This window comes from Cupriavidus sp. WKF15 (genome assembly GCF_029278605.1).
Taxonomy (GTDB): Bacteria; Pseudomonadota; Gammaproteobacteria; order Burkholderiales; family Burkholderiaceae; genus Cupriavidus.
Window position 1 is genome coordinate 470,630 of sequence record NZ_CP119573.1, and the last position, 25,120, is coordinate 495,749.

Here is a 25,120-nt window from a genome sequence, read left to right on the forward strand (position 1 = left end):
GGCCGCCGCACCAATCAGCCACTACCTGGAGTCCCGGACCATGCATACCACCCCAGATCCCGACATCCCTTCGCGCAAGCCGGAAGTCCCGCCGCCGGAACCGCCGCCGGGGCCGCCCGAACCCGTCATCGACCCGCCACCGGGCGACCTTCCGCCCCCGCCGCCGCAACGCGCGGGCGCTTGAGCTTGAGCCAGGGAGACCTATCGTGTCACGCATCATCTGGAAGGGCGCGATCAGCTTCGGCCTGGTGAATATCCCGGTCGTGCTCCGACCCGCATCGCGCAGCCAGTCGCTTGACCTCGACCTGCTCGACGTGCGCGACATGGCACCGGTCGGCTACCAGCGCATCAACAAAAGCACAGGCAAGCCGGTCGACAAGGCGCACATCGTCAAGGGCTATCAGTACGAGAAGGGCGAGTATGTCGTGCTGAGCGACGAGGACTTCCGGCAAGCCAATGTCGAAGCCACGCAAACCGTGGATATCGTGAGCTTCGTGCCCACCGGCGAGATTCCTCCTTACTACTTCGACACGCCCTATTACCTGGAACCCGACAAGCGCGGCGAACGCGGCTATGCGCTGCTGCTGGAAACCATGCGCCGCACCGGGCGCGCAGCACTCGCGCTGGTCGTGCTGCGCAACCGGCAGCACCTGGCCGCCATGCTCGTCGAGGACGATGCACTGGTGCTGAACACCCTGCGCTTCGCCGACGAAGTGCTGCCGATCCCGCACCTCAAGCTGCCGAAAGCATCCCGCGCCAAGGCCAGCGGCGCGCACGCGCGCGAAATCGGCATGGCCGTCAAGCTGGTCGAGGACATGAGCGAGGCGTGGTCGCCTGAGCGGTACCGCGATACCTATCGCGACGACCTCATGGCGCGCATCGAGGAAAAGATCGAAACGGGTCACACCCATCAGCTCACGCCAGCCGCCGAAGAAGCGGAAGCGCCGCGCCAGGGTGCGAAGGTCATCGACATGGTGGCGCTGCTCAAGAAGAGCCTGGATCACCACGGCAAGCGAGAGACCGCCAGAAGCGAGCCAGCGGAAACGAAGGCGCCGCGCAAGACCACGCGGGGCACCGCGGCGAAGAAGCATGCAGGCGCTGCCAGGCATGCGGCCGGCAGCCGCGCGTCCGCTAAGCGGCCTACCCACGCCGCCGCGGGCAAGTCATCCTCCACTACGCGGAGCCCCGCGCGACGCAAGCACGCATAGAAGCACACATAGCCTGCGCCACTGGCTCGGCTCCGTAGTGGCTACTGGCGCCCGACCGGGCGCCAGTCATTGATCGGCGCAGTCAGCGCGACGACACCTTCAGGCTGTCGTTGACCGACGTTACCCCCTCGACGCCGCGGATCGTCTCCAACGCCATGTCGTGCTGTTCCTTGCTCGGCACAGTGCCGCTCACATTGACCGTGCCATCCTTGGTCTTGACGTGGATGCCCGTGGATTTCAGGTCCTTGGCCGTCAGCAGCCTGGTCTTGATCTTGGTGGTGATAGCGCTGTCCGTCACGGCTTGCTTGGCCTTGTCGGCGCCCATGTCATGGCGGGCCGGCGGCGCCGTGTCGCGGTCGATTTCTGCCCTTCCCGGCATGCCCGGCGCGGAATTGGCCGGCGGCGGCGCGGCCGTGTCGACGGCCGCGCGCAGGAAACCGCCAGAATCAAGCGCGAAAGCGCTGCCCGCGACGGCCGCCAGTGCAGCCGCCAGGCAGGCCTGGCGCAGCATCGGAGCGGTAGGTCGGCTGGTTTGCATGGTTCTCTCCTTGCAAGGTGACCGGAACTGCCACCCCAGCGCGTGCGCTGCTTTCGCGACATGGCGTGGAGCAGTCCTCAAGGTTCCTCTCTGCAAACGCCGTACCTGCGGGTTCCGGAAAGCCGGCCGGCGCCTGGCGCGGTGCCGGCTGCGCAACCGGCCCGTGGCTGTGTAAATCAGAGCAGCGCTTTGTAAATCCGGAGGCAAGCCGTCGCCGCCATCCAGCGGAATCCCGCCACCAGCGGCGTCGCCGGGCCTGGCATGCGGCTTGCGGCAAAGCTTCACGCGGCAGTTCGCCGCGTTATGGAGACAGCAATGGGACAGCAGCAACAGCAGCCGGGGCAATCGCAGCAGGGCCAACAGGGTCAACAGGGCCAGCGGCAGCAGGAGCAGTCGCAAAGCGGCCAACGCAGCGGCCAGCAGGGTTCCAACCAGGGCCAACGCTCTGGCGGCGGACAAATGGGTAATCAGGACAAGGGTAGCGGCCAGCAGCAGCAGGAAAGCGGCAAGGGCTCGCAGCAGGGCCATCAGCAGGGACAGGGAGGCTCGGGCGGTCAACGCCAGCCGTGATGGCTGATGGGCGCCGATCCGGTGCCAACGCCATGTTTCTCCGGGCGGGCAGCAACATGCGGTGTTGCCAGAAGCCGGGAATTGAATGAGCCGGAGTTCTTCGGGATTCCGGCTCTTTTTGTTCTTTTGTACCTGCACCGGCCACGGCGATTGCGCGGTGGGACCTACACGTTCGCGTCTTCCCGTGTATTCTGACCGTGACTCGCAACGCATCCAGCCACCTTTGCCAACTTCCACCGATCCGGCGGCGGGTCGCCGCCAGGGCCAGTATCTCGACCGCATTTCCAGCCGCCTGCGCACCACGGCCGGGGCGCAGGTACGCGCACTCACGCGCAGCAACTCAGGCCTGACGCTCGACTACGACAACCCGCCCGGCGACCCCGGGCTATTTGGCCCCGACGCGATCTGCTGGCGCGTACATGCCGATTTCCCGGCCATGCTCGCCGGCGGCGTCAGCGCCCTGCTGATGCAGACGCTGCACCCGCTGGCGCTGGCCGGCGTCTGGGACCATTCGACCTTTCGCGCCGATATGCAGGGCCGGCTGGGGCGCACCGCGCAGTTCATCGCGGGTACGACCTATGGCAGCCGCGCGGACGCCCTGGCACTGATCGACCGCGTGCGGCGCATCCACGCGCACGTCAGCGGCAGCGCGCCGGACGGCAGGCCCTACGCCGCCGACGACCCGGCATTGCTGACATGGGTGCACGTGGCGGAAGTCTCCAGCTTCCTGGCCGGCTACCTGCGCTATGTGGGACCACTGAGCGAGGCCGAGCAGGACCGCTACTACGACGAGGTTGCGCAGATTGCCGAACGGCTCGGCGCCACCGCCGTCCCGCGCTCGCGCGCGGCGGTGGCGGCCTATCTGGAAGCCATGCGCCCGCAGCTCGAAGCCAGCGCGCGCACGCGCGAGGTAGCGCGGCTCGTGATGAAATTACCCGTCGCCAACCCGATGCTGGTCCCGGCGGTGCGCGTGATGGCCTACGCGGGCATTGCGCTGCTGCCCGACTGGGCGCGCCAGATGCTGAACCTGGATCGCCCGTCGATCCGACGCCCCGCGTCGCTGGCTGGAATGCGCGTGCTGGCGCCGACACTGCGCTGGGCGCTCGGTGCGGGACTGGCCGCGCGCGCGCGGCGGCGGGTGGCGCGCGGCGCCTGAGCCGGCGTCAGGCTACTCGGCCGCCGCCGAGGCCGCGGCAGGGCTGCCGCGCAGCGTGGCTTCGCGCAGGCGCACGACCAGGAATGGCGAGAGCAGCGACACGGCCGCGCTCAGCAGGAACAGCAGCCGGAACGCGCGCTCGGCGGCTGCGCGCACCGCTGCCGCCTCTGCCGGCGGCGTGTCGGCCGCCAGCGCCTGGTGGAACATGCTCATGAGCACGTCTTCGCCGCCGGACAAGTCCGTCACCGTCATGCCGCCGTGGCGCAACAGTGCAATCAGCAGCGTGGTCAGCACCGCCACGCCCACCGCCCCGCCGAGCATGCGCGAAAACGACGTCAGCGCCGTGGCAATCCCCACCTGCTGCGGCGGTACGGCGTTCTGCGTGGCAACCAGGCCACTCGGCAACTGCAGGCCGATGGCGAACCCGAGGGCCACCATCACCAGCGCGCTCAGCCATACCGCAACCGGGTCGACAAAGGCCAGCGCCACGATGGCCAGCGGCGCCACGCAGGCACCCGCCATCTGCAGCGGCTTGTAGCGGCCGGTCCAGGACATCAGCCGCCCCGCCGCGAACGCGCCGAACGGAATCGCCAGCGTAAGCGGCACCAGCCGCAGCGCGGCAGCATCCGCCTGCGCGCCGCCCACGACCTGGAAGCGCAGCGGCAGCAGCACCGACATCGCGATCAGCTGGAAAAAGCAGATGAACAGCGTGGCACAGCAGATGGCCACGGTCGGCACGCGCAGCATGGCGAGCGGAATCACCGGGTCGGCCGCGTGCCGCTCCTGCCAGAGGAACAGCGCCAGCGCGGCCACCCCGGCGACCAGCAGGGCAAGTGAATCGGTGCGCAGCGGCGACTGGCCCTGCCCCAACCGTGTGAGGAACACCAGCACGCCACTGAGCCCGCCACCGAACAGCAGCGCGCCGAGGTAATCGATGCGATGGCGCCGGCCACCGGCCGGCAGGAAGCGCAGCGCGCGCCGCACCACGACCAGCGCCAGCAGGGCAAGCGGAAGGTTGATCCAGAAGATCCAGCGCCAGGACAGGTAATGCGCGAGGTAGCCGCCGATCACGGGCCCGGCCATGCTGGCTACCGCCCACACGCCGCTCACGTAGCCCTGGTAGCGCCCGCGCTCGCGCAGCGGCACCACGTCGGCAATGGCGGCCTGCGACACCGAAATCAGCCCTCCGCCCCCCAGGCCCTGCAGGATCCGCGCAACAATCAGCTGCGGCATGGTCTGGGCCAGCGCGCAGACCACCGAGGCCAGCAGGAACAGCACGATCGCGAAGGACAGGACCGAGCGCCGGCCCAGCACGTCCGAGAGCTTGCCGTAGATCGGCGTGGCCACGGTCGAGGCCACGAGGTAAGCGGAGATGACCCAGGCCATGTCCTCGAAGCCGCGCAGCTGCACGGCGATCTCGGGCAGCACCACGGCAACGATCGACTGTTCGAGCGCGCCCAGCAGGATGGCGAGCATCAGGCCGAACAGGATCTGCATCACCGGCGGCTGAGTCGCTGCGGCCGACGAGGAAAGAGGCGGGGCATTTGCCGCGCGGGGCGGCTCGGAGGGAACTGCGGTCATCGGCACCAGCGGCGGCAGGCATGGCGGCCGCGCGGGGCGCCGCTTGCGCCAGGTGGACCGGCCTGCTCTTGCTTCGAAGATCAGGAAGACCGGTTATTGTAGGCGTTTTGCGACATTGGCGCCGGCGCTGCCCCGCAGATGCCCGGCGCCCGGCGCAGCCGGGTCAGAAGGTTTCCCAGTCGCCGCTATCGGCCATGGCCGGCTGGCTGGGCGCCGCAACCCGGCGCGCCCCGGACTTGAGCACCGGTTCCTGGCGCTGACGTGCGACAGGCTGGCGCTGTGTTGCCGGCTGCGCAGGTGCGCGCCTGGCCAGCACCGGCTGTGGCGTCGCCTTGCGCTGCACTGGCGGACGCACCGCCGCCGGCACGGCTGGCGCACGGGTGCTGCGTGCCGGTACGGCACGTGCTGCCGGTGCCGGCTGCGGCGGCGCCGGCGCGGGTTCCAGCTGCCGGGCCGGCGTGGCGGCGGCCGACGCATGGCCCGCGGCAGAGTTCTGGGCGACGTCGAACCGGCCCACCTCGCTCACCAGGCCGCCGGCCTGCTGCATCAGGCTCTCCGCGGCGGCGGCGGCCTGCTCCACCAGCGCGGCATTCTGCTGGGTCATGCTTTCCATCTGCGTGACGGCCAGGCTGACCTGCTCGATGCCCGAAGTCTGCTCCGAGCTGGCCGCGGAAATCTCGCCCATGATGTCCGTCACGCGGCGCACCGCGCCGACGATGTCGTCCATGGTCTTGCCGGCCTGCTCGGCCTGGCGTGCACCGTCCTGCACCTGCCGCACCGAGCCGCCGATCAGCTCGGCGATCTCCTTGGCCGCGGCCGACGAGCGCTGGGCGAGGTTACGGACTTCGGAGGCCACCACCGCGAAGCCGCGGCCCTGCTCCCCGGCGCGCGCCGCTTCCACCGCGGCATTGAGCGCCAGGATATTGGTCTGGAACGCGATGCTCTCGATGACGCCAGTGATCTCCGCCACCTGCGTGGACGATTTGGAAATGCTGTCCATGGTCTGCACCACGTCGCGCACGACGCGCCCGCCTTCGCTGGCCACATCCGACGCATTGACCGCGAGCTGGTTGGCCTGCCTGGCGTTGTCGGCGTTCTGGCGGACCGTGGAAGTCAGCTGCTCCATCGAGGCTGCGGTCTGTTCCAGCGAAGCCGCCTGCTGTTCCGTGCGCTGGGACAGGTCGGTGTTGCCGCGGGCGATCTCGCGCGTGGCGCCGTCAATCGAGCCGGACGCCTGCTGGATGCCATGCACCAGTGCCGCGAGGTGGCGGAAGGCACGTTCGAGCGCCGCCAGCATGCGGCCCATTTCATCGCGGCTGCGCACGTGGAACGCGTGGCGCAGGTTGCCGGTGGCCAGCGCCTCGGCGGCCTCCAGCGCTTCGCGCGCGGGGCCGGTGATCGACCGCGTGATGGCCGTTCCCATCACCACGGCAAGCAGCACCGCCAGCGCCGTCAGGCCCAGCAGCACGTTGCGGGCCCAGGCGAAACCTTCGTCGGCCTGCTTGACCGCGGCCAGGGACAGGTTGCGGCCGCCGGCCATGATCTCGTCGAGCTTCCCGAAATAGGGGCCTTGCGCCGCGGGCAGGGTCGCCACCAGCGCCGCGCGCGCTCCGGCGAACTCGCCCGAGCCCAACTGGCGCAGCACCATGTCCAGCTGACCGTTATACCCTTCGCGCGCGGTGACTAGATCGGAAAAGGTCTTCTGCAGGTCGGCACGGCCGGAAGCCGCGATCAGCTTGCCCAGCGCATCGAGCGTGCCGCCCATCTCCTTGCGCATGCCGTCGATACGCTGCGTATTCCGCTGGACCAGCGCGGAATCTTCGGTCAGGGCGGCATCGCGCACCATCACGCCGATTTCCAGCGCATTTTCCTTGACGTGGCCCAGGTCGATCACCTTGAGCAGGCGCCCCTCCACGGTCAGGTGCATGGAGGCATTCATGCCCGCCAGCGAGGCCACGCCATATACCGCGACACCGACCAGCAGCAGCACCACCAGCGTAAAGGCCAGGGACAGGCGGGTCCCTATGCCAAGGTTTCTCAACCAGGCCATCTCACTCCCTCCGGACATTCCGTGATCAATCTTCTTGTCGTGTGCGCGCACGGGATCGTTGCCGCTGACAACCGCCGCACGGCTGCCTATCGGCGATGACCGAACACTTCTTGAAGGGAATTTGGAATTGAGGGGGAAAGTGCCCGCATTTCGTCCGATGGGCGCCTTGGACTGTGCCTTTTAATCCTGCCAGGCATCCCGACGGTCACACAGCCGCGGTGCACCGAGAGGCGTAGCCAGTTCGATGTGGGCCCCAAAAAAAGAAGCCCACGCGCGGGGTGCTCGTAGGCTTTCCAGGACTGCTTCAGAGCCAGTTAGCTCTGGTATGAATATAAACGTGCTTACATGAGGTGTAAATCCCGCTTCTATCAGTGAAGGCCCCAATTGAATGCGCATAGAAAGCCACTTTTCGGCGCCGTTCGGCCTGGGTCCGGAGTTTCGGGATCATCCTATGTCAGTGCACACTTATGTGCAAATTGCCAGTTTGTAAGCATTTCAGGAAGTCTTCGGCCGGTCTGTCGGCCTCGGTCGACAGACCTCTAACTCAAACGAGTTAGAAAATGCAACCAATTATCTAGAGCAAAACCTCTAGCTCATTGACGAGGAATCGATCCGTCGGTGTTTGTAAAAATTTGTTACTCTCGTCCCTGAAGTATTCCCCTTCTCACTTGGCCGCACCGGTCGCCGGCAAGCGCGTGAAAGACAAGGACCCACGTCCGGATCCGGCGCACGCCGCGGCGCACACGGGGCCTGCGCCTGTTGCCGGTACCGGGAGCGAATGTTTCGCCCATCGCGCTGACAGGACCATACTAGTTAACAGTACTAGTAGTCGGCGGACCGCCATCAGCCGCCAGAACCCATGCGGGCTCTTCCGGAGTCGTTGTGAAGAAGGAAACCAGGCCCCCGCGAAACAGCCGGAAGCTGCAGCACCAGCAACTTGCGCCCCATGCTGTCAGCCGCGCTCCGGTCGTCGTCTATCTGTGCAATGGCACCCGGCTGCAAGGCGTGGTGATCGCCCTGGACGACTATTTGCTGATGCTCGCGAAGGACGTGCACGACAGCAAGCCGCTTGTCGTATACAAGCACGCCATTGCCATGATCACACCGGCCGGCGCCGGGGGCGAAGCCCTGCCTGCGCCCGAAGCCGATACGGCGCCGGGGTTCGTGCCTATCTATATGCCGCGCAAGCGCCGGCGGCGATAAAGCGCACCGTTACCCCGCGCGGCGACCCAGGGCGCCCCAGACCGCAGTCGCCCCTCTGTTGCGATCCACCGAAAAGATCACTCTAAACCTTTCCGGACACGTGTCGATAACCCAAGCAACGGAGGCACTCTACGCCCTGCAAAGCAGGCTGCCGACGTTACGGCTAGCAGCCGGAATGCCAAAAAACTTTGCATACAGGAGTCGTAAATGGCGCAAGTCATTAATACCAATTCGTTGTCTCTGATGACTCAGAACAACCTGACCGCTTCGCAATCGCAGCTGAACACCGCGATCCAACGCCTGTCGTCGGGCCTGCGCATCAACAGCGCCAAGGATGACGCTGCTGGCCAAGCCATTGCGAACCGCTTCACCGCCAACATCCGCGGCCTGACCCAAGCCCAGCGCAACGCCAACGACGGCATCTCGCTGGCGCAGACGACCGAGGGCGCGCTGACTGAAGTAAACAACAACCTGCAGCGTATCCGTGAACTGAGTGTGCAGGCTGCCAACGGCTCGAACTCGTCGTCGGACCTGAAGTCGATTCAAGACGAAATCACCCAGCGCCTGGCTGAAATCGACCGTACTTCGCAACAGACCGATTTCAATGGTGTGAAGGTTCTGTCGAGCAGCGCCAAGCCACTGTCGATTCAAGTCGGCGCTAACGACGGCGAAACCATTTCGATCGACCTCAAGCAGATCGACTCCTCCACCCTGGGCCTGAATGGCTTCACTGTCGCCAATAATAGCCTGAGCGTCAGCAACCCGATTACCACCGTTGCTGCCGGCGGCGCCGCGGCTGCCGTCAATGTGGACCTGTCGGCCGCTGCCACCTCGCTGGGCGTCAACGCCGGATCGCTGTCGCTGCGCAATGTTACTGGAACTGGCGACTACGTCGTCCAGAGCGGCAACGACTACTATGCTGCATCCGTCGATCAGACCACGGGCGCTGTTAAGCTAAACACCGTTGACATCACCGTCGCAGATGCAGCCAACGGCAATTCGGCTGGTTCCGCCGTAACGGGTATGCTCGTCAAGGTTGGTGCAAACGCCGGTGGTACCGCTACTGGCTACATCACCATCCAGAACAAAAACTACGCGGTTGCAGGTTCTGCACTGGCGGATGGCGGCGCGGCCGGCACGCTGAACGACAACCAGACTGCGACGACGATCAACCTGAGCGCCAACGGTGCTACTGCCGCCAATGCAGAGTTTACTGGCGCTGCTACCGCTTCGCCGCTGGCCAAGATCGACGCCGCACTGAAGACGGTTGATGACCTGCGCAGCTCGCTGGGTGCCGTGCAAAACCGCTTCGACTCGGCCATCGCCAACCTGGGCACGACCGTGACCAACCTGTCGTCCTCGCGTTCGCGCATCCAGGATGCTGACTACGCAACGGAAGTGTCGAACATGACCCGCGCGAACATCCTGCAACAAGCTGGTACGTCGGTTCTGGCGCAAGCCAACCAGACCACCCAAGGCGTGCTGTCGCTGCTGCGTTAATCGCAACTGCGCTGGCAAAAAAGGCTGGGCCGCAAGGCCTGGCCTTTTTTGCCGGGAGCGCTTTGCAGGCAGACCACTGCCTGCAAAGCGTTTCCGACGTTGAACCACGCCAAACCGGACGGAGCAAACCATGGCGTCTTCCCCGACAGTGACCCCGATCGCAGTGCGACTGCCATCCGAAGTGCCCACAGGCGCCATTGCCACACCGGTTGCGGCAGACACCCAGACGCGCGGTGGTGCCCGCAAGCCCGATGCCGAGCGTACGAAAGTTTCCGGCGTACCCGCCGAGACGTCAGCGGCAGTTGGGGAATTGGTAGACGTGCTGAAGTCCACGTCAATCAGTCTTCGCTTCGAAATTGACGACATCACTCACCGCGTCATCACCAAGGTAGTCGACAAGGAAACTGGCGAACTGATCCGGCAGATGCCCACCGTGGAAGTCCTGCGGATTGCGCGCGCCATGGACAAGCTGCAAGGGCTGTTCGTCAGCCAGGCCGTGTAAGCGCGGCCACCACGCAAAGCAACATCAGTTGAAGAAGAGGTAACAAAAAAATGGCATCGATCTCCTCCCTCGGCGTTGGCTCCAATCTGGACCTGAACACCCTGCTTTCCCAGTTGCAAACTGCCGAGCAGGCTCCTCTCGATGCCATCAACGCGCAGGCCAAGAGCTACCAGGCCAAGCTGTCAGCCTTCGGCCAGGTGCAAAGCGTGGTAAGCGCCTACCAGGCCGCCGCCAAGAAGCTCGCCGACGCGACCACTTTTGCCGCCGTCAAGGCGACCGTGGGTTCGACCGACGTCATATCAGTGTCTACGGCGTCCAATGCAGTGCCCGGCAACTACAGCATCACCGTCGGCACGCTTGCGACGGCCCAATCGCTGGTCAGCGGCGGGGTTGCGGACCAGAAGACTGCGATTGCAGGCAGTGGCGGCGATATCGTGTTCGATTTCGGCGAGGCGCTGGCCACCGACGCAACGGCCACGCCGACGAGCACGAAGAAGGTCACCATTGCCGCCAACGCCTCATTGGCCGATATCCGAGATGCCATCAACAAAGCCGGCATCGGCGTCACGGCAAGCATCGTCAACGACGGCAGCAGCACGCCTTACCGCCTGGTCCTGACTTCGGACAAGACCGGTACGCAGGCCACCATGCGCGTATCGTCGGCAACCACCGAGTTGAACAACCTGGTTGCCTTTGATCCTGCCCCGACGGCCACCAGCAACGCCATGGAGCAAAAGGTACCGCCGGCCAATGCCACGCTGAAGATCAACGGCATCGACGTCGTGAGCCAGAGCAATACCGTGGTCGACGCCGCGCAGGGCGTGACGATGAGCCTGACCAAGACCGGCACCACGTCACTGACGATCACGCGTGACAACGATTCCATCAAGTCGTCAATCCAGGCATTCGTCACGGCGTACAACAACATCCAGAGCACGGCCCAGACGCTGACGGCGTTCGACACGACAGCAAAAACGTCTGCCGCGCTGACCGGCGACAGCACGCTGCGCTCGATCCAGCAGCGCCTGCGCTCGATGCTTGGCGGCACCATGCCGAACGGCAACGGCGGCACTATCACGCTGGCGGACATCGGCATCAAGTTCGATGCCAAGGAAGGCACCATGTCCCTCGACGACACCAAGCTGACCAAGGCGCTCAACACCAACCTGGGCGGTGTCACCGCCATGTTCTCGAGCACGACGGACACCGGTGGCATCGGCAAGCGGGTGAGCGACTATGTCGACGGGCTGACCCAGACCAATGGTACGCTCAAGAATGCCCAGGACGGCATCACGCAGACGTTGAAAGACCTGGAAAAGAACTACAACAGCACGCAGGACCGCATTACCGCCACCATGGACCGCTACAAGGCCCAGTTCACCCAGCTCGACCTGCTGGTCAGCCAGATGAACCGCACCAGCAGCTACCTGACGCAGCAGTTCTCCGCGCTGAGCAATTCGAACAAGTAACCGCCCCGGGAGCCAATCCATGTTCGCCCGCCAAGCCATCAACGCCTACGCCCAGGTAGGCGTCCAGACCGGCGCCATGAGCGCCAGTCCGCACAAGCTGATCACGATGCTGTATGACGGCGCCCGCGCCGCCATCGCACGGGCGAAGTTCCACATGGAAGCCGGCGAGATCGTGGCGAAGGGCAACGCCATTTCCAAGGCAATCGAGATCATCGACAACGGCCTGCGCGCAGTGCTGGACCATGAGGCAGGCGGCGAGATTTCCGCCAACCTCGAATCCCTGTACGAATACATGGTGCGCCGGCTGATGCTGGCCAACCTGCGCAGCGATGTGGCGCTGCTCAACGAAGTCGATGCATTGCTGGAGAATCTGGCCTCCGCCTGGGCACAGATCGACGAAGCTGCACAGCAGGCGGACCACCAACCTGCCCTGCAAGGCAACTGAGATGACTCACTTCTCCCCCATCGTCACTTGCTACGAGGAAATCCTCGTGCTGTCTGGCCGCATGTTCGAAGCCGCACAAGCCGCAGACTGGGATACCGTCACCGAGCAGCAGCGCGGCTACCTGGCACTTGTCGACCGGCTGCGCCAGCTCGACCACGAAGCCCCGTTCTCCGACGCCGAGCGCATGCGCCGCTACCAGTTGCTGGACCGCATCCTGACCTACGACGCACGCATCCGTGATCTGGCCGTGCCTGAACTCCGGCGCATCGGCAGCCTGCTGACCAGCTCGCGCCGCCAGTTCGAGCTGTCGGCCGCCTACGGCGCGACCGCATAAGGTCCTGACTGGCGGGCCCCGGTGCCCGCCTCATCGTCTGTTCCGGCCCGATGACCGGCATCCTCCTCCCTCCCGGGCTGACTTCCGCCCAGACGCTCGATCCACAGCAACTGCGCACGGGTCTCTCCACGCTCGACAAGGTCGCGCTGCTCCAACCCGTGCTGGACGCGTCCAAGTCGGGCGTGCAGAACTCGACCGACCAGGCCATCCGCAACAGCCAGGCAGCCAGGGCCGCCAACGGCCAGCCTGGCCAGAACACGCTGCTGCCGGGTGCCTCCACGCGCGAGTCCCTTAGCTTTGCCGCGCGCGCGATCCTGACGCTGATGGATGGCACGCCTCCCCAGCCCCTGCGCTCGGCCGGCCCCGTGCTGCCGGCACCGCCGACGGCGGGCAGCAGCGCGGCCGTGGCGACCGCACTGGCCGCGCTGGTGGATGAGAGCGGACTGTTCTACGAATCGCACCTGTCACAGTGGGTCGCGGGTGCGCGCCCGCTGGCCAGCATCCTGCAGCAGCCGCAAGCGCCGCTCGGGCAACCGGCCCAGCCCAACGCACCGTTCCTGCCGCCAGGCGCCAAAGCCGGGCCGGATGCACCGATGCTGACTTACAGCGGCCCATCGGCCAGCAGCGGTTCGGCACCGCCGGATCTGCCGCGTGCCCCCGGCCCGACCATTCCCGCATCGCAACTGCTCGCCGAAGCGCTCGCTGCACCGGGCAACCCGCGTGTCGCCCACAGCCACGCGCCGGCCGAACAGGGGGTGCGTCAGGGAACGGGTTCGCACTCCTCTTACAGCAAGGACGCATCGCCGGCGGACGGCATGCCGTCGCGGCCCTCCGCCGGCTCGGTCGCGACGCAGGCCTACCAGCCCACTGCCGATGCCGCGCGCGCACCGGCGCAGGCCGCGGCGCCGCGCCACAGTGTGCTGATGGACCTTGGCGCCGGCACCGGGGCCGCCCAGCAGCAAGCACCCCAAGACCCCGCGATTCACCCGTCCACCGAGGCCACCGTGCGCCAGCAGCTCGAACTGCTGGCTACCCAGCAGTTCCGCTTCGCCGGCGAAGCCTGGCCCGGCACGCCGATGGAATGGGACATCACGCGCCGGGACGATGGCACCGCCGGACAGGATGCGTCGGATGCCGCCCGCCAGTGGTCCAGCCGCCTGCAGCTGCAACTGCCCAGGCTCGGCCTGGTGGAGGTCGTGCTGACGCTCGGCCCGAACGGCCTGGAAGCGCGCCTGGCCACCGCCGAGACCGACGTCGCCGCGCGCTTCATCGAGGCACGCCCGCAGTTGCGCAACCAGCTCGAAGCACAGGGCATCGTGCTCCGGCAACTGAACGTGGAAACACGTGACAGCATGGACGACGGAGGTACGGCATGAGCGAAGCCGATCCGGGACGCGGCGCCGCCCTTGCGTTGTCGTACCAGACCGACGACAAGGCGCCGCGCGTGATCGCCAAGGGATACGGCGTGGTGGCCGAGGCCATCATCGCGCGCGCGCGCGAGGCCGGCGTCTACGTGCACGGCTCGCCCACGCTCGTGAACCTGCTGATGCAGGTGGACCTGGACAGCCACATCCCGCCGCAGCTTTACGTGGCCATCGCGGAGCTGCTGGCCTGGCTCTACCAGCTCGAAGCCGGCACCGACGCGCCGGCCTGATCCCACCTCAAACGGAAACAGCCCCTGCCCGCCCGCGCGGCACAGGGGCTGCCTGATAGCCGGACGGATCCGGCTTGCCGGCGCCATGCCGGCATGGCTTACACCGGCATATTCATCATTTCCTGATACGCCTGCACCAGCCGGTTCCTCACCTGCACCCCCGTCTGGAACGATACATTGGCCTTCTGCAGTTCGATCATCACATCATTGAGCGCCACACCCGGCTTGCCCAGTTCGAACGCTTCGGACAGCCCGTAGGCGCGTTCCTGCGACGCATTGATACGGCTCAGGCTGCGCTGCAGTTCGCCGGCAAAGCCGCCGGCAGCAACCGGCGCGGCGGCCTGCGAGCTGTTGCCGGTAGCGGTCTGGGCCAGGCCGCGCAGTTGCTGCAGCATGCCTTCGATGGGAGAGAGCGTGGTCATGAAGCGGTTTTCCCCGCCGGCCCGGGTTGATGCACCGGTGCCAGCGCCTGTGGTTAGACGAATCCGACGGTAGCCACGCGCGTAAAAGTCGTCGAGACGTGCTGCAGAATTCACATCGCAGCCGGCTCGCGCGCCCTGACCACCCAATTTCAGCGGGGCAAGCGTACCTGCCGCCCGCCCCCCTCCATCAGCCGAAATCGGGAGGAAAACCCGGCCTATTCACCAGATTGTGGGCGCCCGCGTTGGCCGATCATCGCTACCGTGCCGGAAAGGCGCGGGCCTCGCCTTGCGTTTCCCGTCCGGTGCGATGTTCCAGAACAACCATCCCGGGAGTACGCGTGTTTTCTCAGCAGCCTGAAGTGAGCCGTGCCGAAGCGAGGCGTGCCGACGTCCATGGCGGTCACCATCGCCAGAGCGATCGGGGCAACGGCCCGTCCGTGGCCGGAGCGCGCGCATGACCGCGGCAATGTCCTTGTCCGGCCGCTCGGGCGACATGATCGAGCGCCTCAAGGCCAACCCCAGGCTCCCCATGATGCTCGGCGGCGCCGCACTGGCCGCGGCCATCGCCGTCGGGGTGCTGTGGTCGCGCGCGCCGGACTACAAGGTGCTGTACAGCAACCTGTCCGAGCGCGACGGCGGCGCGGTGCTGCAGTCGCTGCAGCAGATGAACGTGCCGTACAAGTTCTCCGAAGGCGGCGGCGCGGTGATGGTGCCGGCCGACAAGGTGCATGAGATGCGCCTGCGCCTGGCCTCGCAGGGCCTGCCCAAGAGCGGCACCACGGGCCTGGAACTGATGGACAACCAGAAGTTCGGCATCAGCCAGTTCGCCGAACAGGTCAACTACCAGCGCGGGCTCGAAGGCGAGCTGGCGCGCTCGATCGAGTCGATCGCCGCCGTGCAGTCGGCGCGCGTGCACCTGGCCATTCCCAAGCCGACGCTGTTCGTGCGCGAACGCCAGAAGCCGACCGCGTCGATCGTGCTGCAACTCTACCCGGGCCGCGCCATCGATGAAGGCCAGGTCGCGGCGATCAGCCACCTGGTGTCGTCGAGCGTGCCGGAGCTGACGCCCAAGGCAATCTCCATCGTCGACCAGCACGGCAACCTGCTGTCGAACAGCGGCAACGAGCGCATGCTCGACGCCACCCAGCTCAAGTACGTACAGGCGCTGGAACAGAACTACCTCAAGCGCATTGAATCGATCCTGACGCCGATCGTCGGCAAGGACAATGTGCGCGCCCAGGTGACGGCCGACGTGGACTTCTCGATCGTCGAGCACACCGACGAGAGCTACAAGCCGAACCAGGATCCGACCCACGCGGCCATCCGCAGCCAGCAGACCAGCGAATCGAACCAGCAGGGCGCCACGCCCCCGGGCGGCGTGCCGGGCGCGCTGTCCAACCAGCCGCCGGCACCCGCCGCGGCCCCGATTACCACCGCGCAGACGCCGCGGGCCGGCCAGGCGCCGGGCCAGGCCGGCGCACCGGCCCAGCCGCAGGGAGCGCAAGCGGGCCAGGCCCAGGGAGCGACGACTTCCGCTTCGAGCGGCCCGAGCAGCAACCGACGCGATTCCACCGTCAACTACGAACTCGACCGGACCGTGCGCCACGTGCAGCAGGCGCCGGGCGGCGTGCGCCGCCTGTCGGTGGCGGTGGTGGTCAACTACCGGCCACAGCCGGACGCCAAGGGCAAGATGGTCGCCCAGCCGCTGCCGCCGGCAATGCTGGCCCAGATCCAGAACCTCACCAAGGAAGCCATGGGCTTCTCGACCGAGCGCGGCGACTCGATCAACGTGGTGAACAGTCCGTTCACCGTCGATCGCGAAGTGACGCCTGAACTGCCGTTGTGGAAGCAACCCGAAATGATCGACCTGGCCAAGACCGGCGCGGGCTACCTGCTGCTGGCGCTGCTGGCACTGTTCGCCTGGTTCAAGGTGGCGCGCCCGATCCTGCGCCGCTACACCACGCCGCCAGTGCCGGTGCCTGCACTGGCTGAAGAGACCACGGCCGAACTTCTGCCGCCCGAAGAGCCGGCCAATCCGGAAGTCCTGCGGCTGGCCGCGAAGTATGAAAGCGATCTCGCCCTGGTGCGCGACGCCGCACAACGCGACCCGCGCCTGGTCGCCAGCGTAATCAAGAACTGGATTGGCAATGACCTCCGCTAAAGCCGCCTCCTCCGCCACCGGCCTGCAGAAGAGCGCCGTCCTGATGATGGCGATCGGCGAGGACGCCGCCGCCGAAGTGTTCAAGCACCTGTCCCAGCGCGAAGTGCAGGAGCTGGGCTCGGCCATGGCCGAACTCCGGTCGGTGACGCGCGAAGAAATGGCCGTGGTGCTGAGCGAGTTCCGCGGCGAGACCGAGCAGTACCTGGCGCTGAACGTCGATTCGAGCTCGTTCATCCGCAGCGTGCTGAACAAGGCGCTGGGCGAAGAGCGCGCCCAGTCGGTGATCGAGGACATCCTGGAATCGCGCGACCCGGGCAGCGGCATCGACTCGCTGAACTGGATGGACGCGACCTCGGTGGCCGAACTGATCCGCGAGGAACATCCGCAGATCATTGCCACCATCCTGATCCACCTGGACCGCCAGAAGGCGTCCGAGGTGCTGTCGCTGTTCACCGATCGCCTGCGCAACGACGTGATCCTGCGTATCGCCACGTTCGGCGGCGTGCAGCCGGGCGCGCTGCAGGAGCTGACCGACGTGCTGTCCAAGCTGCTGTCGGGCCAGAGCCTGAAGCGCAGCCGCATGGGCGGCGTACGCACGGCGGCCGAGATCATCAACCTGATGAGCACCGCGCACGAAGAGGCCGTGATCGACGGCGTGCGCCTGCACGACGGCGACCTGGCGCAGAAGATCATCGACGAGATGTTCCTGTTCGAGAACCTCTTGGAAGTCGACGACCGCGGCATCCAGCGCGTGCTCAAGGAAATCGCCACCGAATCGCTCATCGTCGCGCTCAAGGGCGCGCCGCAGGAGCTGCGCGACAAGTTCATCCGCAACATGTCCACGCGCGCCGGCGAAATGCTGCGCGAAGACCTGGATGCGCTGGGCCCGGTGCGCGTGTCGCAGGTCGAGGCCGAGCAGAAGGCCATCCTGCAGGTGGTAAGACGCCTGGCCGATGCCGGCGAAGTCCAGATTGGCGGAGGAGACGATGCCTATGTCTGAGCGCGGCCTGGCCGCACGTCTCGCGCTGCGCGAGAGCCCCGCCGGCGCCGATGCCGACGGCTTTGCCGCCTTCGAGCCGCCGCGCCGCACGCGCGGCGCCGGATGGCAACGCTGGAACATGGGGTCGCTGGACCCGCGCGACGCGATGCGCGAGATCGTGCAGCAAGCGCCCGCCGAGCCGGCGCCGCCCCCGATCGACTTCGCGGCGCTCGAAGCGATGCGCGAAGGCGCCCGCAAGGAAGGCTACGCGCAGGGCTATACCCAGGGCCAGACCCAGGGGTACGGCGACGGCCACCGTGAAGGCTATGCGCGGGGCCTGGAAGGCGCGCGCAACGAGGCCGCGCGCCTGCACGGCCTGGCCGAAAATTTCCGCAAGGCACTGGCCGGCGTTGACCGGGAAGTGTCCGACGCGCTGGTCTCGCTGGCGCTTGACGTGGCGCGCCAGCTCGTGCGCGCGCGCGTGGAAGACGATCCCGAAGTCCTGCTGCCCGCCGTGCGCGAACTCCTGACGAGCGAACCGGCGCTGTCCGGTTCACCCTGCCTGCTGCTCCACCCGGAAGACGTTGGCCTGGTCGAAGCCCATATGCAGGGCGAACTCGATGCGGCCGGATGGACCCTGCGCGCGGATCCGGCCGTCGCCCGCGGCGGCTGCATTGCCAGTGCCGCCAGCGGCGAGCTCGACGCCAGGCTGGAAACCCGCTGGACGCGCGTGGTCAAGGCCATGGGCCGCGACGATCCGTGGGAGCCCCGGCATGACTGACGCCGCCACGGCATCGCGCACGGATGACCAGGACCTTCCGCCGGCATCGCACGCGGAGCACTGGCGCCATGCGTTGAACCTGGCCCAGGCCGAAATCGCCGGTCTGGACAGCAAGCGCAGTTGCGGCCGGCTCACGCGCGCGGCCGGCCTGGTGCTGGAAGCCGTGGGCCTGCGCCTGCCGGTGGGCAGCGACTGCCTGATCGAACTGCCCGCCGGGCAGTTCAGCACAAACCGCGGCGGCCCGCGCACGGCCGAGGCCGAAGTGGTCGGCTTCGGCGCGGACCGCCTGTACCTGATGCCGCAGTCCGACGTGGTCGGCCTGCTGCCCGGCGCGCGCGTCTATCCGCTCGAACCGTCGCCGCAGCCGCAAGGCACCGGCGCGCCGCGCGAACCGGGCTCCAAGCGCCTGCCCGTGGGCGAAGGCATGCTCGGCCGCGTGGTCGATGCTGCCGGCCGTCCGCTCGATGGCCTGGGCCCGATCCGGGCCGCACAGGAAGTCCCGCTGTCGGCCGAACAGATCAACCCGCTGATGCGCGCGCCGATCGACACGGTACTGGACACCGGCGTGCGCGCCATCAACGGCATGCTGACCGTCGGGCGCGGCCAGCGCATGGGCCTGTTCGCGGGCTCCGGCGTGGGCAAGAGCGTGCTGCTCGGCATGATGGCGCGCTACACCAGCGCGGACGTGATCGTGGTCGGACTGATCGGCGAACGCGGCCGCGAGGTGAAGGAATTCATCGAACACATTCTCGGTCCGGAAGGGCGCGCGCGCGCCGTCGTGGTGGCGGCCCCGGCCGACTGCTCGCCGCTGCTGCGCATGCAAGGCGCCGCGTACTCGACGCGGCTGGCCGAGTATTTCCGCGACCAGGGCAAGCATGTGCTGCTGATCATGGATTCGCTCACGCGCTATGCCATGGCGCAGCGCGAGATCGCACTCGCGATCGGCGAGCCGCCGGCCACCAAGGGTTATCCGCCTTCGGTCTTTGCCAAGCTGCCCACGCTGGTGGAGCGCGCCGGCAACGGTCCCGAAGGCGGCGGCTCCATCACGGCCTTCTATACCGTGCTGACCGAGGGCGACGACCAGCAGGACCCGATTGCCGACTCGGCCCGCGCGATCCTGGACGGCCATATCGTGCTCTCGCGCAGCCTGGCCGAGGCCGGCCACTATCCGGCCATCGACGTGGAAGCCTCGATCAGCCGCGCGATGACCGCGCTGATCCCGTCCGGGCAGTTCGCTTCGGTGCGCCGCTTCAAGCAGCTGATGTCGCGCTACCAGCGCAACCGCGACCTGATCAGCGTGGGCGCCTACGTGCCCGGCAACGATCCGGAACTGGACCTGGCGATCCGGCTCCACCCCCGGATGGAAGCCTTCCTGCAGCAGGACATCCACGAGCGCGCCGGCTACGACGATGCGCTCGGACAGCTGCATAGCCTCTTCGACAGGAGCGAACATGGCTAAACCGAATCCACTGCTGACGTTGTCCGAACTGGCCCAGAACGACACCGATGCCGCCGCGCGCGAACTCGGCCGGCTGCAGGGACTGCGGACCCAGGCCGAGAACCAGCTCAACCAGCTCACGCAGTACCGGCAGGAATACCGCGAACGCATGCAGGCGGTGGCGGCGCAAGGCATGACCACCAGCCGCTGGCACGACTTTTCTCGGTTCCTGGATTCGCTGGACCACGCCATCCGCCAGCAGACCGCCACGCTGGACAAGGCCGAGGCCGACCTGCTGGCCGGGCGCAATCACTGGCAGAAGCAGAAGCGCCGCCTGAACTCCTTCGATACCCTGATCGAGCGCGCCGAGGCCCGCGAGGAAAAAGTCGTCGCGCACCGCGAGCAGCGCGCCAACGACGAATATGCCGCACGACTGGCCCGCGACAGCGCCAGCCGACTCAACTGAGCCCAAAGGGCAAGGCTTTCCCATGATCGATATCAGCCAGCTCGTCAGCAACGCGACCGCCCAGGCCAAGCCCGCCAGCCGCATGGCGGCAGACGCGGGGGACAATGCCTTCGGCGCCGCGTTGTCGCGCGCGAAGGACAGCGCGCGCCCGGAGCCGCGCCAGGATTCCGGCAGCAATGCCCAGCCAGCCAGTGATTCACCGGCGCAAGAAGGCAAGTCCGGCAGCACGACCGACGCACAGGACGCAGCCCGGGCGGCAGCCGGCAAGCCGGTGCAGCCCGGACGCCGCAAGGACCAGGACGGCAAGGATCACAAGGACGATGGCAGCGCCCAGGCGGCGGACGCCGGCGCCGCTGCGGCGGCACTGGCCGCGCTGCTGCCGGCCACCCCGCTTCCGGCCGCTTCCGCCAATAGCGCGGCAGGCGCGGCAGGCGTGGCGGACAGTGCTGCAGTCGGTGCCGCCGGCGCCAGCGGCCTCGCCTTGCCGCAAGCCCCGGCCATCGCTTCGGCCGACGCTGCCAGCGCTGCGCTCGCTGAGGTGACACCCGACACCGCCGGCAAGCAGGTCATCCAGGCAACGGTCAAGGACGCCACAGCGGCCAGCGCCGCCGCGCCGACCGCGGCCGACACGCTGGCCAACATCCTGTCGCAGCGCGCAGCGCTGCCGGGCGCCTCGGCGCAGCCGGCTCCGGCCGACAGCTCCCAGACCGCGACCACGTCCGGCACTGCGCTGAACGCCATGCCGGGCGCGCGCCAGGGCCATGCCGGCCAGTTCGCCGATGGCCAGTCCCAGGCCGGCACGGGCCAGTCCCGGCATGCCGCACTGTCGCAGGCAGACGGCACTGCGCAGGGCGGCAAACCCGCTGCCACCCCGTTCACGCCCGTGCAAGTCACCGCCGGAACCGGCGATGCCGCGACGGTCACGCAGAACGATGGTGCCGCGCCGGCCATTGCCGCCGCGCTGGCTAACCAGACACCTTCGGCCGCTCCGGCCGCCGCTGCCGCTGCCGCACGTCCGGTGGTGGCGCCACCGCTGAACGATGCGCAATGGCCGCAGGCACTGGGCCAGCAGATGATCCGCCTGACCACGCAAGGCAGCCAGAGCGCCGAACTGCAGCTCAATCCGCCCGACCTGGGGCCGCTCAAGGTGGTGCTCAACGTCGTCAACGACCAGGCCCAGGCGCAGTTCGTTTCCCCGCACCAGGCCGTGCGCGCCGCGGTGGAAGCCGCGCTGCCGCACCTGCGCACCGCGCTGTCGGAAAGCGGCATCCAGCTCGGCCAGGCCTCGGTGGGCGCCGACAGCTTCGCCGGCCAGGCCGGCAATGGCCAGCAGCAACAGGCCGGCAACGGACGCGGTCACCCGGGCTTCGGCGCGGACCTGGCCAAAGCGGATTCCCGGCCCGCGCCCACTTCCGCACCGGCCCGTCCGGCGCGCATGCTGGCACAGGGGGAAGTCGATACCTTTGCCTGACCGGCAGGCGCTTCAGGCGCCACAATCATGACAAAGGCCGCCACATGGGCGGCCTTCTTGTTTTGCGGCGTGCTGCCGGCTCCGGGATCAGGGCTGGAAAATGTCCAGGCCCGCCAGCGCGACCACGCCGCTCAGCGCGATCATCGAAGCCGAGTCGCGCCCAAGGATCAGCAAGGCTGCAGCGAGCCAGGCGACGAGGCTGAAGGCGAGAAAGCGTTTCATGTTGCAGCAACAGGACTGGAGCGCGCGGCACAGCGCGACGCCATGCAGGCGAGCATTCAGGAAATAGGAATGTAAGTATAAACCCTGATCATGGGCGATCAACGGTATGCAGATGGCCATTGCTGCGAATGTGCGCGACACGACGCCACACTGCCAACGGCACCGCGCCCGCGCCGGGACGATAATGTCTGCGTGACGCCTTGCGATACCCCTGTGCGATGACGTTCGACCTCTTCGACGACCTGGACGACCCCGATGACGGCACGGCCGGCGCGAGCGAGCCGCTGGCCGTCGGTGCCGTGGTGCTGCGCGGCTTTGCGCGCGCGCTGGCACCGCAGTTGCTCAAGGACGTCGGCAACGTCGCCGCGCAAGCCCCCTGGCGCCACATGGTGACGCCGGGCGGACTGCGCATGTCCGTGGCCATGACCAACTGCGGGCAGGCCGGCTGGGTCTCCGACCGGACCGGCTATCGCTACGACCGGCACGATCCGCTCAGCGGCGAGCCCTGGCCCGCCATGCCGGCGGCATTTCTCGGCCTGGCCGCGCGCGCGGCCGCCGAAGCAGGCTTTGCGGATTTTGCGCCGGACGCCTGCCTGATCAACCGCTATGTGCCCGGCACACGCCTGTCATTGCACCAGGACCGCGACGAGCGCGACCTGCGCGCGCCCATCGTGTCAGTCTCGCTCGGCCTGCCGGCGGTATTCCTGTTCGGCGGGCTGCGGCGCGCCGACCGCCCCGCCCGCACGCGGCTCGCGCATGGCGACGTGGTGGTGTGGGGCGGCCCCGCACGCCTGACCTTCCATGGCGTGGCGCCGCTGGCCGACGGCGACCACCCGCTGCTCGGGCACGAGCGGATCAACCTGACCTTCCGCAAGGCCATGTAGCCGCCGCGGCTGCCGCACTTGGCCCTTTTGCGCCGGGCAGCAGGTCTCCTACATTCAATGGCATCCCCGCGTCCCTGAACTGGAGGCCATACCATGCATCTCGAAGGCTCGTGCCACTGCGGCGCCGTGCACTTTTCGCTCGAGTCCGATTCGCCGTACCCGTTCATGCATTGCCACTGTTCGATCTGCCGCAAGACCGCCGGCAGCGGCGGCTATGCCATCAATCTCGGCGGCGATGCCGCGACGCTGCGCGTACGCGGCAGGAAGCACCTGGGCATCTACCATGCGGTGATGCGCGAGCCTGGCAAGCGCGCCACGCGTTCGCCGGCGCAGCGGCATTTCTGCCTCAAGTGCGGCAGCGCGCTGTGGCTGTTCGACCCGCGCTGGCCCCATCTGGTCCATCCGCACGCGTCAGCCATCGATACCCCGCTGCCCAAGCCGCCCGACGTGGTCGAGGCCGGCCTCGATTTCGCGCCCGCGTGGGTGGACGTGCCCCGCGGCAAGGGCCATGTGCATTGCGGCACCTGGCCGGCCGAGTCCCTGCAGGACTGGCATCGCCGGCACGGCCTGTTATCGGGATGATGCATTGTGCACAGGGTAGGCGGCAAAGGCGCTCGCGTATGATGTCACCCGCTTCCGATCCATCGCCCCTGCCCGCTTCACGGCCTTGCCCGCAATGCCCGACCATTTCCTGCTGTCTTCGCTGTTGATCTTCGGTCTGGGCGGTTTGCTGGGCGCCGTAGGCGGGCTGTTCGGGATTGGCGGCGGACTGATCGCAATCCCCGCACTCGGGCTGCTGTTCGGCATGGACCAGCAACTCGCCCAGGGTACGGCGCTGGTCATGATCGCGCCGAACGTGCTGATCGGCTTCTGGCAATACCGGCGGCGCGCGGACATAGCGCTGCGCACGGCGCTGGTGCTCGGGCTCAGCGCCGTACTGGCCACCTACCTGTCGGCACGGGTGGCGACCTCCATGGATGCGCAACTGCTGCGTCGCGTCTTCGCCTGCTTCATGATCGGCCTCGCGCTGTACTTCCTCTGGCGCCTGCTACCGGGACGGGCGGCCACGACGCAGCACGCACGCGTCTCGCCACGATGGATGCCTCTGGTGGGCGTGGTGGGCGGTGTGTTCTCGGGCTTCTTCAGCGTCGGCGGCGGCGTGGTCGCGGCGCCGGCGCTGGTCGGCCTGTTCGGCATGCGACAGGCGGCTGCGCAGGGACTGGCGCTGGCCCTGGTAACGCCCGGGGCCGTGGTGGCGCTCGCCACCTATGCGCATGCGGGACACGTGGACTGGGCCAGCGGCTTGCCGCTCTCGCTAGGCGGCATGCTGACGATCTCGTGGGGCGTGGCACTGGCGCACCGGATGCCCGAGCGCCGCTTGCGCGCGCTGTTCGCCCTGTGCCTGATCGCGACGGCTGTGGTGATGCTGGTACGCGCTTGAAAGGCGGGCCGGCCCGCCTACTTCCGGAACACAAGCATGAAATTGTTGGCGGGCATGGCCACCGGCGCGTCGCAGCGCATGCCCTGCGCCTCGCCCAGCGCGATCACATCCTCCATATCGCGCACGCCCCAGTCGGGGTCCGCGGCCCGCAACTGCGCGTCGAACGCCGCATTGCTCGGTGCGGTATGCGCGCCGCCACGCCGGTAGGGTCCGTAGAGGACCAGTACGCCGCCCGCTTCGAGCAACCTGCCGGCGCCGGCAAAGAGCGCTTGCGCGGCCGCCCACGGAGCGATGTGGATCATATTGATGCAGACCACGGCATCGGCTGCCTCGATGCCCCAGGGCTGCGTGCAGACATCGAGCGCCAGCGGGGCGCGCACATTGGCCAGGCCGGCGTGCGCGATCCAGGCGGCGATCGAAGCGCGCGCCGCTGCGTCTGGATCCGTCGGCTGCCAGGTCAGGCCGGGCAGCGCCGCGGCAAAGTGGACCGCGTGCTGGCCGGTGCCGCTGGCAATCTCCAGCACCGTGCCCTTGGCCGGCAGGACGTTACGCAATACGGCGAGGATCGGCTCGCGGTTGCGCTCGGTGGCCGGCGCCATGCGGCGGGAATCTGGGTCGTGAGTCTGGCTCGGCATGGATATTCCT

26 protein-coding genes are annotated in these 25,120 nt (G+C 67.5%); 20 read left to right on the top strand and 6 right to left on the bottom strand.

The window, feature by feature from the left end; all coding sequences use genetic code 11:
- Positions 1-40: 40 nt before the first annotated feature.
- Both CupriaWKF_RS19500 and CupriaWKF_RS19505 read left to right on the top strand, forming a co-directional pair.
- Positions 41-184: a hypothetical protein gene (locus CupriaWKF_RS19500; protein ID WP_276102414.1), complete on the top strand. Its 144-nt coding sequence runs from the start codon at positions 41-43 to the stop codon at positions 182-184.
- A gap of 22 nt (positions 185-206) precedes the next feature.
- The gene (locus tag CupriaWKF_RS19505; RefSeq protein ID WP_276102415.1) at positions 207-1,208 is read left to right on the top strand and encodes a Ku protein; all 1,002 of its coding nucleotides are present in this window, start codon (positions 207-209) and stop codon (positions 1,206-1,208) included.
- An 82-nt stretch (positions 1,209-1,290) separates the two neighbouring features.
- On the opposite strand, the gene CupriaWKF_RS34375 is transcribed toward CupriaWKF_RS19505, so the two are convergent.
- Positions 1,291-2,454 (bottom strand): BON domain-containing protein, encoded by a 1,164-nt coding sequence (locus tag CupriaWKF_RS34375; RefSeq protein WP_346348620.1) that lies wholly within the window; start codon positions 2,452-2,454, stop codon positions 1,291-1,293.
- Positions 2,455-2,539: 85 nt separating this feature from the next.
- Between CupriaWKF_RS34375 and CupriaWKF_RS19515 the strand changes: the two genes are divergently transcribed.
- Complete coding sequence (locus tag CupriaWKF_RS19515) at positions 2,540-3,472, top strand: oxygenase MpaB family protein (protein ID WP_276102416.1); 933 nt, start codon at positions 2,540-2,542, stop codon at positions 3,470-3,472.
- A gap of 12 nt (positions 3,473-3,484) precedes the next feature.
- Here CupriaWKF_RS19515 and CupriaWKF_RS19520 read toward each other — a convergent pair whose 3' ends face one another.
- Together CupriaWKF_RS19520 and CupriaWKF_RS19525 are read right to left on the bottom strand one after the other, a co-directional pair.
- A complete protein-coding gene (locus CupriaWKF_RS19520; protein ID WP_276102417.1) occupies positions 3,485-5,053 on the bottom strand; it encodes an MDR family MFS transporter in 1,569 nt (522 codons plus the stop codon).
- Between the two features lie 163 nt (positions 5,054-5,216).
- Positions 5,217-7,103, bottom strand: coding sequence for a methyl-accepting chemotaxis protein (locus CupriaWKF_RS19525; protein ID WP_276102418.1), 1,887 nt, complete (start codon positions 7,101-7,103; stop codon positions 5,217-5,219).
- An 882-nt stretch (positions 7,104-7,985) separates the two neighbouring features.
- Between CupriaWKF_RS19525 and CupriaWKF_RS19530 the strand changes: the two genes are divergently transcribed.
- From CupriaWKF_RS19530 to CupriaWKF_RS19565, 8 genes are all read left to right on the top strand, one after another.
- On the top strand, positions 7,986-8,306 hold the full coding sequence (locus CupriaWKF_RS19530) for an RNA chaperone Hfq (protein WP_276102419.1): 321 nt from the start codon (positions 7,986-7,988) through the stop codon (positions 8,304-8,306).
- 207 nt (positions 8,307-8,513) lie between these two features.
- Positions 8,514-9,806 carry a FliC/FljB family flagellin gene (locus CupriaWKF_RS19535; protein ID WP_276102420.1) on the top strand — a complete coding sequence of 431 codons (1,293 nt, stop codon included), beginning with the start codon at positions 8,514-8,516 and terminating at the stop codon, positions 9,804-9,806.
- A gap of 130 nt (positions 9,807-9,936) precedes the next feature.
- Positions 9,937-10,308: a flagellar protein FlaG gene (locus CupriaWKF_RS19540; RefSeq protein ID WP_276102421.1), complete on the top strand. Its 372-nt coding sequence runs from the start codon at positions 9,937-9,939 to the stop codon at positions 10,306-10,308.
- A 50-nt stretch (positions 10,309-10,358) separates the two neighbouring features.
- The gene (gene fliD / locus CupriaWKF_RS19545) at positions 10,359-11,777 is read left to right on the top strand and encodes a flagellar filament capping protein FliD (protein ID WP_276102422.1); all 1,419 of its coding nucleotides are present in this window, start codon (positions 10,359-10,361) and stop codon (positions 11,775-11,777) included.
- Positions 11,778-11,796: 19 nt separating this feature from the next.
- Positions 11,797-12,222 carry a flagellar export chaperone FliS gene (gene fliS, locus CupriaWKF_RS19550; protein WP_276102423.1) on the top strand — a complete coding sequence of 142 codons (426 nt, stop codon included), beginning with the start codon at positions 11,797-11,799 and terminating at the stop codon, positions 12,220-12,222.
- A 1-nt stretch (position 12,223) separates the two neighbouring features.
- On the top strand, positions 12,224-12,556 hold the full coding sequence (locus CupriaWKF_RS19555; protein WP_276102424.1) for a flagellar protein FliT: 333 nt from the start codon (positions 12,224-12,226) through the stop codon (positions 12,554-12,556).
- Positions 12,557-12,606: 50 nt separating this feature from the next.
- A complete protein-coding gene (locus CupriaWKF_RS19560; protein WP_276102425.1) occupies positions 12,607-13,932 on the top strand; it encodes a flagellar hook-length control protein FliK in 1,326 nt (441 codons plus the stop codon).
- Positions 13,929-14,210 (top strand): EscU/YscU/HrcU family type III secretion system export apparatus switch protein, encoded by a 282-nt coding sequence (locus CupriaWKF_RS19565; RefSeq protein WP_276102426.1) that lies wholly within the window; start codon positions 13,929-13,931, stop codon positions 14,208-14,210. The genes CupriaWKF_RS19560 and CupriaWKF_RS19565 overlap by 4 nt, the downstream gene beginning before the upstream one ends.
- A gap of 98 nt (positions 14,211-14,308) precedes the next feature.
- On the opposite strand, the gene fliE is transcribed toward CupriaWKF_RS19565, so the two are convergent.
- Entirely contained in the window at positions 14,309-14,632 is a 324-nt protein-coding gene (gene fliE, locus CupriaWKF_RS19570; RefSeq protein ID WP_276102427.1) for a flagellar hook-basal body complex protein FliE, read from the bottom strand.
- Positions 14,633-15,086: 454 nt separating this feature from the next.
- On the opposite strand from fliE, the gene fliF reads away from it, so the two are divergent.
- The 6 genes from fliF to CupriaWKF_RS19600 are packed head-to-tail and all read left to right on the top strand — an operon-like array spanning position 15,087 to position 21,928.
- A complete protein-coding gene (gene fliF / locus CupriaWKF_RS19575; RefSeq protein ID WP_276102428.1) occupies positions 15,087-16,793 on the top strand; it encodes a flagellar basal-body MS-ring/collar protein FliF in 1,707 nt (568 codons plus the stop codon).
- A complete protein-coding gene (gene fliG, locus CupriaWKF_RS19580; protein WP_276102429.1) occupies positions 16,780-17,793 on the top strand; it encodes a flagellar motor switch protein FliG in 1,014 nt (337 codons plus the stop codon). Before fliF ends, fliG begins: the two co-directional genes overlap by 14 nt.
- Complete coding sequence (fliH, locus tag CupriaWKF_RS19585; RefSeq protein WP_276102430.1) at positions 17,780-18,553, top strand: flagellar assembly protein FliH; 774 nt, start codon at positions 17,780-17,782, stop codon at positions 18,551-18,553. The genes fliG and fliH overlap by 14 nt, the downstream gene beginning before the upstream one ends.
- Complete coding sequence (fliI, locus tag CupriaWKF_RS19590; RefSeq protein WP_276102431.1) at positions 18,546-20,012, top strand: flagellar protein export ATPase FliI; 1,467 nt, start codon at positions 18,546-18,548, stop codon at positions 20,010-20,012. The genes fliH and fliI overlap by 8 nt, the downstream gene beginning before the upstream one ends.
- A complete protein-coding gene (gene fliJ / locus CupriaWKF_RS19595) occupies positions 20,005-20,457 on the top strand; it encodes a flagellar export protein FliJ (protein WP_276102432.1) in 453 nt (150 codons plus the stop codon). The genes fliI and fliJ overlap by 8 nt, the downstream gene beginning before the upstream one ends.
- 22 nt (positions 20,458-20,479) lie before the next feature.
- A complete protein-coding gene (locus CupriaWKF_RS19600) occupies positions 20,480-21,928 on the top strand; it encodes a flagellar hook-length control protein FliK (RefSeq protein WP_276102433.1) in 1,449 nt (482 codons plus the stop codon).
- Positions 21,929-22,015: 87 nt separating this feature from the next.
- Here the strand turns inward: CupriaWKF_RS19600 and CupriaWKF_RS19605 are convergent, their stop codons facing one another.
- Entirely contained in the window at positions 22,016-22,291 is a 276-nt protein-coding gene (locus CupriaWKF_RS19605; RefSeq protein ID WP_276103363.1) for a hypothetical protein, read from the bottom strand.
- Positions 22,292-22,368: 77 nt separating this feature from the next.
- On the opposite strand from CupriaWKF_RS19605, the gene alkB reads away from it, so the two are divergent.
- The 3 genes from alkB (at position 22,369) to CupriaWKF_RS19620 (ending at position 24,475) form a co-directional block, all read left to right on the top strand.
- Positions 22,369-23,034, top strand: a complete 666-nt coding sequence (gene alkB / locus CupriaWKF_RS19610) for a DNA oxidative demethylase AlkB (RefSeq protein WP_276102434.1) — start codon at positions 22,369-22,371, stop codon at positions 23,032-23,034.
- Positions 23,035-23,127: 93 nt separating this feature from the next.
- The gene (locus tag CupriaWKF_RS19615) at positions 23,128-23,616 is read left to right on the top strand and encodes a GFA family protein (RefSeq protein WP_276102435.1); all 489 of its coding nucleotides are present in this window, start codon (positions 23,128-23,130) and stop codon (positions 23,614-23,616) included.
- A gap of 94 nt (positions 23,617-23,710) precedes the next feature.
- Positions 23,711-24,475 (top strand): sulfite exporter TauE/SafE family protein, encoded by a 765-nt coding sequence (locus tag CupriaWKF_RS19620; protein WP_276102436.1) that lies wholly within the window; start codon positions 23,711-23,713, stop codon positions 24,473-24,475.
- A gap of 17 nt (positions 24,476-24,492) precedes the next feature.
- On the opposite strand, the gene CupriaWKF_RS19625 is transcribed toward CupriaWKF_RS19620, so the two are convergent.
- Entirely contained in the window at positions 24,493-25,110 is a 618-nt protein-coding gene (locus CupriaWKF_RS19625) for a DUF938 domain-containing protein (protein WP_276102437.1), read from the bottom strand.
- Positions 25,111-25,120: the final 10 nt, after the last annotated feature.